Source organism: Corynebacterium lizhenjunii (genome assembly GCF_011038655.2).
Classification (GTDB): domain Bacteria; phylum Actinomycetota; class Actinomycetes; order Mycobacteriales; family Mycobacteriaceae; genus Corynebacterium; species Corynebacterium lizhenjunii.
This window is the reverse complement of record NZ_CP064954.1, coordinates 2,515,617-2,527,967: the sequence shown is the minus strand read 5'-3', so window position 1 is coordinate 2,527,967 and position 12,351 is coordinate 2,515,617. Positions and strand designations below refer to the sequence as shown.

8 protein-coding genes are annotated in these 12,351 nt (G+C 60.4%); 3 read left to right on the top strand and 5 right to left on the bottom strand.

Annotated elements, in window-relative coordinates; genetic code table 11:
• Window positions 1-199: 199 nt before the first annotated feature.
• A complete protein-coding gene (locus G7Y31_RS11490; RefSeq protein WP_165009928.1) occupies window positions 200-1,954 on the bottom strand; it encodes a DUF5635 domain-containing protein in 1,755 nt (584 codons plus the stop codon).
• Window positions 1,955-2,189: 235 nt separating this feature from the next.
• Between G7Y31_RS11490 and leuS the strand changes: the two genes are divergently transcribed.
• Window positions 2,190-5,033: a leucine--tRNA ligase gene (gene leuS / locus G7Y31_RS11485; RefSeq protein ID WP_165009926.1), complete on the top strand. Its 2,844-nt coding sequence runs from the start codon at window positions 2,190-2,192 to the stop codon at window positions 5,031-5,033.
• A 4-nt stretch (window positions 5,034-5,037) separates the two neighbouring features.
• Here the strand turns inward: leuS and G7Y31_RS11480 are convergent, their stop codons facing one another.
• Together G7Y31_RS11480 and G7Y31_RS11475 are read right to left on the bottom strand one after the other, a co-directional pair.
• The gene (locus G7Y31_RS11480) at window positions 5,038-6,240 is read right to left on the bottom strand and encodes a hypothetical protein (protein ID WP_165009924.1); all 1,203 of its coding nucleotides are present in this window, start codon (window positions 6,238-6,240) and stop codon (window positions 5,038-5,040) included.
• Window positions 6,241-6,250: 10 nt separating this feature from the next.
• Complete coding sequence (locus tag G7Y31_RS11475) at window positions 6,251-7,525, bottom strand: hypothetical protein (protein ID WP_165009922.1); 1,275 nt, start codon at window positions 7,523-7,525, stop codon at window positions 6,251-6,253.
• Window positions 7,526-7,653: 128 nt separating this feature from the next.
• Here G7Y31_RS11475 and G7Y31_RS11470 point away from each other — a divergent pair, with 128 nt between their 5' ends.
• The gene (locus G7Y31_RS11470) at window positions 7,654-8,289 is read left to right on the top strand and encodes a VanZ family protein (RefSeq protein ID WP_235923123.1); all 636 of its coding nucleotides are present in this window, start codon (window positions 7,654-7,656) and stop codon (window positions 8,287-8,289) included.
• A gap of 88 nt (window positions 8,290-8,377) precedes the next feature.
• Here the strand turns inward: G7Y31_RS11470 and G7Y31_RS11465 are convergent, their stop codons facing one another.
• Window positions 8,378-8,974 carry a hypothetical protein gene (locus G7Y31_RS11465; RefSeq protein WP_165009921.1) on the bottom strand — a complete coding sequence of 199 codons (597 nt, stop codon included), beginning with the start codon at window positions 8,972-8,974 and terminating at the stop codon, window positions 8,378-8,380.
• A 10-nt stretch (window positions 8,975-8,984) separates the two neighbouring features.
• Window positions 8,985-10,688 carry an FAD-binding dehydrogenase gene (locus G7Y31_RS11460; protein ID WP_165009919.1) on the bottom strand — a complete coding sequence of 568 codons (1,704 nt, stop codon included), beginning with the start codon at window positions 10,686-10,688 and terminating at the stop codon, window positions 8,985-8,987.
• A 215-nt stretch (window positions 10,689-10,903) separates the two neighbouring features.
• Here G7Y31_RS11460 and G7Y31_RS11455 point away from each other — a divergent pair, with 215 nt between their 5' ends.
• Window positions 10,904-12,211: an MFS transporter gene (locus tag G7Y31_RS11455; RefSeq protein ID WP_413227983.1), complete on the top strand. Its 1,308-nt coding sequence runs from the start codon at window positions 10,904-10,906 to the stop codon at window positions 12,209-12,211.
• Window positions 12,212-12,351 lie beyond the last annotated feature (140 nt).

Below are 12,351 nucleotides of genomic sequence, written 5' to 3'. Positions count from 1 at the left end.
GATTTCGCGCAATTTTGTTAGATTACGACCCCGCTAATCTAACACTGTTGTGGCGATTCGGCGGATCATTGTTAGATTAGCACCCCCTCTAATCTAACATTCCTCCGGCGATCTTCCGGATCCTTGTTAGATTACGGCCCCGCTAATCTGACACCGGCGCCGAATGTACCTGAGGCAGTGCTGTGTTGTGTCAGTATCCTTATTGCATTGCGGCGTCACGCACGTAACGCGCGCCGCGACCCTGACCCACAGCCTTAAGGTGTCCCAGGTCTACGTGGAAGTCGAGTAGTTTCTTTGCGGTTCCTCTAGAGATACGGGCCAGGGTCATCAGCTCCCCGGTTGTGATTGCCGGATAGATCTCTAGCCAGGCGTCAATAGTTGCGCGCGCTTGGTCTTCATTCGTGGTTGCATATTCGAGCAAAGGTCGGGGGTCTTGGGGCTGCATGTTCCCCTGGACAATCTGGAACGCGGCATCGCCAAGCAGCCAGACGTCGCGGAATGGTCGAAGAACTGGCTGACCGCCAATTGCAGTCTGATTGGCCACGTCGATAGCATTTCGCGCGGACTCCTTGGTCGATTGCAGGGCCCGTGCCAGGGACTCCAAGGAAATAAATGGCCGGTGGAGTAATTCATAGAGGATGATGGCCAAGCGGTTGTCCCGCTGTAATTCTATTGGCCGGATTGCGTCTTTAAGCTCAAGTACAGGGGTGTGGGGCTGTCCGCCTCGCAGAGTGACGTGGATGCTTTGCCCAGGTAAGAGCTCGATATTTGGGGGTCGGTGTCCCATAAAGATCATGGATCGGTACATACGGTCGATCCCCAGGCCCTGTTTATCTACGAGCTTGATGGCTCGCAGTAGATCGGCTAGGGCGGGGTACCTGGGCGCGCGCGTACTCAGTACGTTATCTGCATCAACGCCACCCACGAATCCGCCGGGGCTGGTCACCTCGAGCTGCGAATCGAACCTAATCCACCGGACCGAGGTCGCCTCGTGGCGCTCCCAATCTCTGTGCGCGAGGCCATTAATAACGGCCTCGCGCACGGCATCTTCGGGTATTCGCCGCACTGGGTGGTGAGCGGGGCCCTTTTCAATTGTCACTAGGGTGTTAACGTGTTGGAGTGCCGAAAAGACACTGTGCATTTGCTCAGCTAGTGATGTCTCAGCAGGTGGTTCGAATACATCGATGACGTTTCCGCCGGCTACGTCAAGAGCGCAAAAGTCGACTGCAACTCGCCCCATTGAACACAGTAGAAGGGCAGCGGCAGTGGTTAACTGTCCATCGCTGCGCAGGGCACCGGTGGTACGCAGTAGTTCCTCGTCGGTTAGTGATTGCGCTTCTGGTCCGTACCATTGCCGGACGATGTCCATTGCGGCCTGACGAATCGATGCTGGCCGAAGCCCGGAAGGCTGTGCCATGATGTCTACTTCGCGAGAAGCCTCGCGGTGTTGCCACCATTCTGAACGGTCCACTGGGACGCACTTGTCATTTACCCGCCATCGGAATTGGTTGCCCGTGTTCGGCACGGGTTCAATTGCTTGAGCAACATAGATGACCAGTACGCGAAGACCATCGATTTCTCGCTCATGGATGTCTGGAGCAACACCAACTTTGTTGTTGATTTGTTCTCGCAGCCATTCGGAATCCAACTGGGTGCCCAGTAGGCGCCCTGAGCGGTCCTCGACCCCTACGATTAATGCACCGCCGCCAGGTGTGTTGGCCATGCAGGCAACTTCATCGGCTAGTTTGGTTGCTGCCTCAGGGTTTGTAGGCCCTCCGGGGATGAACTCACGCTGTTTGCCAATTCGGCGCCCTGCCTCTTCTTTGAAGTCCACAGAGCGAGTCTCTTCGTTCCTGGTAAGCGTCCCGTTGTTGGCACTCGCTAGGATCTCCTCGACGGATGCACTCAACTCGGCACGCCGTTGTGCCCAGCCGAAACCTATCGTTGCGTTCATAGTGCGTCCTTTCGCCCGGGAGATGAGAGGTCTGCCAGCAAATATACCCGGATTGTTAGATTAGCACCCCCCTTAATCTCACACTGATCGTCGTTTTTCCAGATCGGTGTTAGATTAGCGCCCCTCTAATCTAACAATGTTCCGTACATTTGCCGGATCAGTGGGAGATTAGGGCGCCGCAACCCGCAACCCCTAACCAGCCGCGCGCAGGGGCCGGTGACTACACTGTCTAGGCATGACTAACCCCAGCGAAACGACAGCCCACCGCTACACCCCGGAGCTGGCTGCGCAGATTGAAAAGACCTGGCAGCAGTACTGGAAGGACAATGGAACCTTCCACGCGCCGAACCCCGTGGGCCCGCTTGCGGACGGCACCCAGGAGCTGCCGAAGGAAAAGCTCAATATCCAGGACATGTTCCCCTACCCGTCGGGCGTGGGCGTCCATGTGGGGCACCCGCTGGGCTATATCGCCACGGATACCTACGCGCGTTATAACCGCATGTTGGGCAAGAATGTGCTGCACACCCTCGGTTATGACGCTTTTGGTCTACCCGCGGAGCAGTACGCCATTCAAACGGGCACGCACCCGCGCACCACCACCATGGCCAATATCGCGAACATGCGCCGCCAGCTGGGCATGCTGGGCTTTGGGCACGACCCGCGGCGCTCGGTGGCATCGACAGACCCAGAGTTCTATAAGTGGACGCAGTGGATCTTCCTGCAGATTTACAATTCTTGGTTTGACCCGCAGCAACAAAAGGCGCGCCCGATTGCGGAGTTGATTAAGGAACTCGAGGTGGGCAAGCGCACCACCAAGGATGGCCGCTATTACGCGGACCTGACGCCAGCGCAGCAGCGCCAGGCGGTGGATGAGTTCCGTTTGGTATACCGCTCCAACTCTACGGTCAACTGGTGCCCGGGCCTGGGCACGGTGCTGGCCAATGAGGAGGTCACCGCAGAGGGCAAGTCCGAGCGCGGTAATTTCCCGGTCTTCCGCAAGAACCTGTCGCAGTGGATGATGCGCATTACGGCCTACTCCGATCGCCTCCTCGATGATCTGGAGCTGCTGGATTGGCCGGAGAAGGTCAAGTCCATGCAGCGCAACTGGATTGGCCGTTCCCGCGGCGCGGAGGTGGATTTCACGGCGGAGGGCTATACCATCACGGTGTTTACCACCCGCCCAGATACGCTCTTTGGTGCCGAGTATGTGGTGTTGGCACCGGAGCATGAGCTTGTCGATGCCCTCTTGTCCCCCATCCCCTATGACTCCGACGTTGATTCCCGCTGGACCTATGGCCATGATGATCCGAAGGAGGCGGTGGAGTCCTACCGCGCGGACATTGCGGCAAAGTCGGATCTGGAGCGCCAGGAGAATAAGGAAAAGACTGGTGTCTTCTTGGGCACTTACGCCACTAACCCGGTTAATGGCAAGCAGGTGCCGATCTTTATTGCAGACTATGTGCTGACGGGTTATGGCACCGGCGCCATTATGGCGGTGCCGGCGCATGATACGCGCGACTACGAGTTCGCCACCGTCTTTGGCCTGCCCATTACGGAGGTGGTTGCTGGCGGGGACATCGCCAAGGAAGCCTACACGGAGTCCGGCACGGCGGTGAACTCTGCCAATGACACGCTGGATTTGAATGGCAAGTCCAAGGATGACGCCATTGCGGCCATCATTCCCTGGTTGGAGGACCAGGGTGTGGGCCGGGAGAAGATCCAGTACAAGCTGCGCGATTGGCTCTTTGCCCGCCAGCGCTACTGGGGCGAGCCTTTCCCGGTGGTCTACGACGCTGAGGGCCAGGCGTATCCGTTGCCGGAGTCGATGTTGCCGGTGGAGCTGCCAGAGGTAGAGGATTACAAGCCGGTGTCCTTTGACCCGGATGACTCGGACTCGGAGCCGCAGCCGCCGCTGGCGAAGGCCCGTGAGTGGGTGGAAGTTGAGCTGGACTTGGGTGATGGCCCGCGCACCTATTTCCGCGACACCAACGTCATGCCACAGTGGGCGGGTTCCTCCTGGTACCAGCTGCGCTACATTGACCCCACCAATGATGAAGCCTTCTGTGATCTGGAAAATGAGCGCTACTGGACTGGTCCGCGCCCGCAGGAGCACGGCGCCAATGATCCGGGCGGTGTGGACTTGTACGTAGGCGGCGTGGAGCACGCGGTGCTGCACCTGCTCTACGCGCGCTTTTGGCACAAGGTGCTCTTCGATCTGGGGCATGTGACCTCCACGGAGCCGTACCGTCGCCTGTATAACCAGGGCTACATTCAGGCTTATGCCTACACGGACTCGCGCGGGGTCTACGTTCCGGCGGACGAGGTGGAAGAAAAGGACGGCCGCTTCTTCTACAACGGCGAGGAAGTCAACCAGGAGTACGGCAAGATGGGCAAGTCCCTGAAGAATTCCGTGGCTCCGGATGACATTTGCCGTGATTATGGTGCCGATACTCTGCGAGTATATGAGATGTCTATGGGCCCGTTGGACACCTCCCGCCCGTGGGCTACCAAGGATGTGGTGGGTGCACAGCGCTTCTTGCAGCGTTTGTGGCGCCTGGCGGTGAATGAGTCCACGGGCCAGCTGGCCACCACGGATGCCCCGTTGAGCGAGGAGGACCTCAAGCAGCTGCACCGCACCGTGGCGGGTGTGCGCGATGACTATGAGAATCTGCGCCTGAACACGGTGGTGGCCAAGCTCATCGAGTACGTCAACTACCTGACCAAGACCTACCAGTCGGGTGCCCCGCGCGCGGCGGTGGAGCCGATTGCCCAGCTGGTTTCCCCGGTGGCCCCGCACATTGCGGAGGAGCTGTGGAAGCGCTTCGGCCACACGGAGACCATCACCTACGTCGACTTCCCCACTTTCGATGAGAAGTACTTGGTCGATGATGAGGTGGAGATCCCGGTCCAGGTCATGGGCAAGGTCAAGACTCGTGTGCACGTGCCTGCCGATGCCCCCGAGGACCTCGTCCTGGCAGCCGCCCTGGCAGACCCCAAGATTGTGGAGCTGGTTGAGGGCAAGAGCATCATCAAGAAGATCTACGTCCCCGGCCGCATGGTCAACTTGGTGGTGAAGTAGGCGACTAGTCGAATCGGAGTTGTTCGCGTAGGAAGCGCACAATCTCCGCGAGCACGCCCTCGAGGCCTTCCTCCGGGGCTCGATATGTGGGGTGGGCTCGAAGGATGCCCAGGCCTTCGAGGGCGGCCTCGGCAAGTTCCAGGGGCTGGGGCATCGCACCTTCGAGTGTCTCCCCGCGCAGAAGATGCACGGCGTGGAAGCACACCGCTGGAACGGCGTCCGGGTCATAGGCTAGCGGAATGGCCCGCAGTAGCGCGCGTACACCCCAGACTGGTTCTTCCAATGCCCGCAGGCCGTCCTCGGTCACGTGCACGTGGGTCTTGCTGAGTTTTATCCAGCACATGTTGTCGAAAAGCTCGCGCAGGGCGCGGATAGGAATGACTGTCTCCTCATCAGTATTGCCGCGCTGGGAGTCAATTCCAAAACTTTCCACCAGTTCCGCGACAGCCTCGGGAGCCAGCAGACCCGATTCTGTGAGCTCAGGGTGGTCTTGCAGCACATACAAAAACGTGCTGTAGCGGTAGTACAACAGGCCTTTGTCCTCTAGTTGAAGCGGTGGCAGATCATAGTCTGACGCTAGTTCCGGATACTTTTGAAGCAACTCCGCCAGCATTTGCTCAGTCGACAAAAACTTCTCATGTTGCAGCAGGGCCGCGGTGCCGGAGGCTTCTCGCAGACGGTCGATGATGTCTGGCGCATAGCATTCGGTCAAGCGCAGGCGCATCTGCTCTATGGAGAAGTTGGGGAAAGCGTGCATGATCTTTTCCAGTGGCCTGGGCTGGGGTCTTTTGCCAGCTAGTAGGGCTTGCACGGCGTATAGGAACTGGACCATACCCGGGATGGACCCGGCGGCGGGCAGGAGGTCGGGACCGGTGGCATCGATAAGCGCAGGCAAAGCACTCGGCAGCGTGGTGGTGGCTTCATAGGTTAGGAACAGTTGCCAGAGCCCGTCGGTGTCTGCGGTATAGAGAATTTGCTCATTGGATGTGAGAAACTCTGCTGCGGACTCACCATGGATGTCGGCCACCCTGATCCACGGTTTGCTCGAGGCCTGCAGCTCCCCCGGCCCGTTCGTCTCCAGGCCCATAGCTGCGTCCACCATCGCAGTGAGCTCCCCCATGGTTGTCTCCGCAGGAATTGCTATCATCCGGCTGATGCCCAAGGCCTCCGGCTGGGGTGTGATGGTTACTACATAGGCAGGATTCATGTTCTACAGGTTATCCTTCCTGGAAGTCAATGCGGAGGTTGCGGATAATCTCAGCCACAACCCCTTTGCGGGCGTCAACAAGTTGCTGGTCCTGCATCACGCCTAGCGCCTGCAGGAGATCCCGCGTGTAGGTATTAGCTGGTTCGTCTTCCCAAATGGAGTTGCGCTTCCCGCGGTAGAGCTCCGCCATATACAAACCCACCCGCAGTGCACTCTCAGAGACTGTATAGGCATAGGGAATGCTGCCCAGCAGGTGGTGGATACTTTCGTTGGGGTTCTCGTTGAGCGCCTTTTCTATGTGGCCGTAAACGCGCAGCTTGGTGGCTAGCTGCTCTAGCCAGCCAGTATTAACCAGGAAATTGCGCAGTGCTTGCAGCGGCCATACCTGGTTCTCCCGGATGCAACCGCGGTACGCCTCCAACCCTAAGACCTCGATGCACTTCTTAACGGCTCGCGTATTTAAATAGCCGGCGGGGGTCATCTGCGGGTGTTCTGCTAGCACTGCAAAGTATGCTCGCAAACGCCCAGCTACTGCGTCAATGTCGGCCTGAGTCAGCTCTGCGAGCTCCGTGCGCGGGTTTAGGCGCGGGGAATCGTGGAAGATTGAGCCTTCCCGGTCGTCCCATACGTACCACTCGTCTATGGTGTCGCGCTCATCAAAATCCTCGTCCGCAAAGCCGCTGTCACGGCCGCGCGGGCCATCATCGAGCATGGCTATCTCATCCAAATTAAGCGGCTTGGCCGCCATCTCAAAGAGACGCTGAGTAATGGCGGGCTGGTAGCAATCACTCAAACGCTTGCGCATTTGGTCCACGCTGTAATTGGGGAACGCCCCCATCAGGTCTTGGGTGGACTCTGCGTCGATGATGAACCCAGACAGGAGCTGGCGCACATTGCCCAGCATGATCGCCATGCCTTCTAGAGACCCGGCGGCGGGCAGAAGGTCAGGACCGGTGGCATCAATAAGCTGTGGCAATTCATTGCTCAGCTGAGTTTCACCCAAAGGATAAATGCCAATGTTCCACTCGCCCACGGAGGGGCGGTAGACCACCGCTTCCCCGTAGGCGTCAATGTAGTCAATGGCGGGCTCATCCATGACGTCAATAACCTGCACGTCGTCGCCTGCCACCTGCAGGGTCCCCGGTGCAGAAGGCTCCAAGCCTAGGGCCGCGTGGCCGATAAGCAGTAGCTCCCCCATTGTGGCATCGACGGGAATGGCTACGTAGCGGGCGACGTACAGGCTGTGAGATTCTGGCAGGAAGCTCACCATGTGCGCATTAGTCATAGTGTGCAGGTTATCCTAACTCGCGGGTTAGGGACTTGCTGACTCGCTTGCCGGGGGTTTCCGCCCGCCAGAGCGCTCCCGCAGGCCGCACTCAGGATCCGGCCAGGTGAGCCCGCTAGGGTAGGGTGATGCCTTCTGAAGAACCCTTGTCTGCCGATGCCTCCCCCACTCCCCGCCTGCCCACCCCACCGGGTTCCCTGCCGGAGGGTTCCTCTCCGGCAGGGCCCTTTCTGGCAGGCAAGGGATTGCGCCGCAACGCGATAGTGGTGGGCTGCTTGGTGCTCCTTGGCGTGTTGGTAGCCACGCTGGGCAAGCGCTTCATCGACATTCCCGGGGTGGTTAACGCTCAGGCGCACGCCACGCGCAGCCTCGATCTGCAATTGTTCAATGGGTGGCATAACCCCAGTGTGTGGTACGCGCCGTGGACCAATACCTTTGGCAACATTGCGTTGTTTATGCCGGTGGGTGCGGTGCTGCTGGTGCTGGGGCACACTGGAGTGCGCAGGCGCTGGGGCATCGGCGGTGCGGTGGCAATAGGGGTGGCCTTGAGCCTGGGCATAGAAATAACCCAGTACCTGGGGGCACTGGGTTTTAGTGATATTGATGATGTGCTCTGCAACGGCATCGGCGCCGCGGTGGGGGCTGCGCTGATGGCCCGGCTCACTCCCAGGGGCCAAGCGAAGGTGCTGCGCGCCCTTGGGTTTCTCAGTGCCGCAGCGGTGACGTTTTTGCTCTGCGGGCTGCTAGCCGGGATTTTTAGCTAGCTGATCATGCCTACAGTAGCCTCAGGCTCAGCCTCAGCCTGAGCCTCAGCCTCAGCCGCCGGCCGCCAGGCGGCAGCGCTTGACCCCCTTAGCTGTTGAAGGACAAGGAGGCCTCGCTTAGCTCCTGCAAGCGCTGCGCAATTGCCGGCGGGTAGCACTCGGTCAGCCGGGTGCGAATCTGCTCCAAGGGGTAATTGGGGAACACAGAGTTCAGCTGCTCGCGGGCCTCTGGCTCAAGGTCCAAACCGGTTAAGAGCATACGCACCATGCCCAGCAGGGCAGCCATGCCTTCTACGGACTCGGCGGCGGGCAGGAGGTCGGGGCCGGTGGCATCGACAAGATGGGGCATCGCGCACATGGGGTAGGCGACGTCTAGGGGACGGATGATAATGCCCCACTGCCCCACGGAGGGCTGGTAGGTGGCTATCCCGCCGCGCGCAAAGAAGAACTCCAGGCCGGGCTCGTCCATGACATCAAGAACTTGGATCGGGGTATCGCCCGCCGGGTCGGGGCTAAATTCCGGGGCCACCAGCAGTGTGCCCGGCCGGGAGGGATCCAAGCCCAGCGCGGCATGGGCGGTGAGGACGATCTCGCCTACGGTGGCATCGGCTGCCACGACAACGAACCGGCCTATGTCAATGCTGTCATCTTCCAAGCAGAAGTGGATAGTGTGCGCGTTTTCCATAGGCTAAGGATTATACTATACCGCGTGCCAGGGCCTCGCCCACCCGCTTACCGGAGTGAATACACCCACCCAAGAAGGTGCCTTCCAGCGCGTTTTTGCCGTGCATACCTCCGCCACCAAAGCCCGCGGCCTCCCCGCAAGCGTACAGCCCCGGCAATACCGTGCCGTCCGCGCGCAGGCAACGCCCATCCAAATCGGTCTCGATGCCCCCGAGCGTCTTGCGGGTGAGCACCTGCAGGCGCACCGCAATCAGGGGGCCCTTGGCCGGGTCTAGCAGGCGGTGCGGTGCGGCGGTGCGCACAATTTTATCGCCCAAAAAGCCCCGGGCCGTGCGGATGTAGTTGACTTGGGCGTCTTTGCTAAAGGGATTATCTAGCTGGGAGTCGCGGTCTTCGATGAGCGTGCGCAACGCACCGGCCTGAATGTACTCATTGCCCGCGACCTGGTTCATGCCCGCGGCCAGCTCCTCCACGGAATCCGCCACCACCCAGTCCACGCCGTGGTCCATAAAGGCCTTGACCGCAACGTGGGTGCCCGGTCCTAGCTTGCCCGCTAGCTTCTTAAAGGACTTCTCCGTCAAGTCGGGGTTTTGTTCCGAGCCGGAGAAAATAAACTCCTTATCCGCAATCGCCTGGTTAAGCACAAACCAGGAATAGCCATGCCCGGTGCGGCCAATGTGCGCTAGCGCCGCCAGGTTGTCTGAGCCCGGGAATAAGTTGGTGGGCAGGCGCGTGCCGGTGGCATCAAGCCACAGACTCGACGGGCCGGGGATAATCCGGATACCGTGGCCGGGCCAGATCGGGTCCCAGTTAATCATGCCCTCCGGGTAGTGCCACATGCGGTCCGTATTGACCAGATTGGCCCCTGCCGATGCCGCTATATCAATCCCGCGCCCATCCACATGCGCTGGCACCCCGGTGACCATGTTTGCCGGGCACGGCCCCCAGCGATCTTCTGGCCACATCTGCCGCACCTTGTCCAGATTTCCGCCGATGCCCCCCGTACTGATCACCACTGCCTGTCCTCGCAGCTCAAAGTGGTCTGCGACCTCGCGGGAGGAGGCAACGCCGCGTGGGGCGGCATCGGCAAGCAGAACGCTTCCGCGCACGCCGACTACGGACCCGGACTCGACAATGAGCTCATCGACGCGGTGGCGGAAGTGGAACGCCACCTGGCCGCGGGCCTCGGCCGCCAGGAGGGGCTCGCGGAAGACGCGCACCACCTCCGGGCCCGTGCCCCAGGTCAGATGAAACCGCGGCGCCGAGTTGCCGTGACCGGAGGCACTGCCACTGCCGCGCTCTGCCCAGCCGATGGTGGGCAAGACATTAAGCCCCAGCTCTTTGAGGTAGCGGCGCTTCTCCCCTGCCGCAAAGCGCACGTATTCGCGGCCCCATTGGCGCGGCCAGTGGTCATGCGGGGCGTCGTCGTAGTCTGCGGAGTTTGCCCAATCCCGCCACGCCAATTCCTCTGAGTCTTTGACCTGCATCATCTTTTGCTCTGGCGAGCCCACGTAGAACAACCCGCCTAGCGACCAGAACGCCTGGCCGCCCAAGTTGTTACGGTTTTCTTGGTCCAGGATGATGACGTGGCGCCCGCCCTTGACCGCCTCGTGCGCCGCGACCAGGCCAGCTAGCCCGGCGCCGACGATGATGACTGAATTCTGTGCAGCGTCATTGTGTGCAGCGTCATTGTGTGCACCGTGTTGTTGTTCCATGCACAAAGCCTAGGCCATATAGCCGCTCGCCGTGACGTGTAACACCCCGGGGTGCAAACGCGGTAGGGTAATCGGGTTTGTACGCGCCCGCCCGCGGCTGGCACAGACCGCCGTGACCGGCCCAGCCCCCGCTCGACCATAGACCCCGAGGTTTGCCCATTGTGAATAACTCAACTCCCCACCCAACTCCCGCGTCAGCCCCTGCCTCAGCGCCCTTGCCTGCCGATGCCCCCTCTGGCCTCAGCGCCGAACACCGCAAGGTCCTGGGTGGTTCCATGGTGGGTACCACCATTGAGTGGTTTGACTTCTTCATCTACGCCCAGGCCGCTGGCCTGATTTTTGCCACGCAGTACTTTGAGCCGCTGGGCCGGGATAATCCCTCGGTGGCAGAGATTATCTCCTGGGCATCGCTGGGTATTTCCTTCCTCTTTAGGCCCTTGGGCGCAATTATCGCCGGGCACCTGGGGGACAAACTGGGCCGCAAGCCGGTGTTGGTGGTGACCTTGGTGGGCATGGGCCTGGCCACCATGCTCATGGGCCTGCTGCCTACCTATGCCTCCTGGGGCATTGCGGCGCCGATCATTTTGGTGCTATTGCGCATAATCCAGGGCCTATCCGCCGGCGGCGAGTGGGGCGGGGCGGCCATGCTGGCCGTGGAGCACGCTCCGGCTGGCCGCCGTGGCTTTTTTGGGTCTTTCCCGCAGGTTGGCGTGCCAGTGGGCATGAGCCTGGCCACCATCTTCATGCTGGTGCTTACTGGCGTGCTCAGTGAAGAACAGTTCATTGCCTGGGGCTGGCGCATCCCCTTCTTATCCTCGGTGGTGCTCATTGGCGTGGGCTTCTTTATCCGCCAGGTGGTAGAGGAATCCCCCGCGTTTGCGGAGATGCAACAACTCCAGCGCCAGTCTTCTGCCCCGCTGGGCACGTTGTTTAAGCAGCACGCCCGCACGGTGGTGACCTGCGCGCTGATCTTCGCTGGCAATAATGCGGTGGGCTATTTTGTCATCGCCTACTTTGTCTCCTATGGCACCAAGGTGGTGGGCTATTCCCGGGTAGAGGCGCTGACCGTGACGCTTATCGGAGCCTTTTTGTGGCTGGTCAGCACGCCTATCTACGGCGCGCTGTCAGACCGTATTGGTCGTAAGCGTTTGTTCATCTTCGGCTATGTGGCCACCATTGCCTGGGCTTTTCCCACCTGGTTGTTGGTAGATAGCGGTAATACGGTGCTTTTTGGCATCGGCGTGGCCGGGGTGGCCGCCATCCAGGGCTCCACTTACGCGCAGCAATCCGCGATGTATGCGGAGATGTTCCCCGTTCAGGTCCGTTTATCCGGCACCTCTATTGGCTATGCCCTGGGCTCCATTTTGGGCGGGGCGTTTGCGCCGATGATCGCCGCCATCTTGCTAGAGCGAACCGGGACCTCGATGGCCATTGCGGGATATGCGGTGGCTATTTGTGCGGTGTCCCTGGCTGCGGTGTGCACGGTGCCAGCGAGTATTCAAGACCGTGATCTGCACGCTTAATCTTCCTGCCAGCTGCGCCCGCTAGGGCAAGGAATGCATTCGTCTGAGCCCCGAGCCTTTTCCCAGCCCTACTCCGCCGATGCCCCCTCCTTCCCCAGCCCCGCTGCTTCCGGGGGGCGTGGCAGCTGTGCACAGTCCGT

What these genes read in the sequence shown, in the direction of transcription:
- G7Y31_RS11490 (WP_165009928.1), bottom strand. Translation starts at nt 1,954, where the DNA reads ATGAACGCAACGATAGGTTTCGGCTGGGCACAACGGCGTGCCGAGTTG.
- leuS (WP_165009926.1), top strand. Translation starts at nt 2,190, where the DNA reads ATGACTAACCCCAGCGAAACGACAGCCCACCGCTACACCCCGGAGCTG.
- G7Y31_RS11480 (WP_165009924.1), bottom strand. Translation starts at nt 6,240, where the DNA reads ATGAATCCTGCCTATGTAGTAACCATCACACCCCAGCCGGAGGCCTTG.
- G7Y31_RS11475 (WP_165009922.1), bottom strand. Translation starts at nt 7,525, where the DNA reads ATGACTAATGCGCACATGGTGAGCTTCCTGCCAGAATCTCACAGCCTG.
- G7Y31_RS11470 (WP_235923123.1), top strand. Translation starts at nt 7,654, where the DNA reads ATGCCTTCTGAAGAACCCTTGTCTGCCGATGCCTCCCCCACTCCCCGC.
- G7Y31_RS11465 (WP_165009921.1), bottom strand. Translation starts at nt 8,974, where the DNA reads ATGGAAAACGCGCACACTATCCACTTCTGCTTGGAAGATGACAGCATT.
- G7Y31_RS11460 (WP_165009919.1), bottom strand. Translation starts at nt 10,688, where the DNA reads ATGGAACAACAACACGGTGCACACAATGACGCTGCACACAATGACGCT.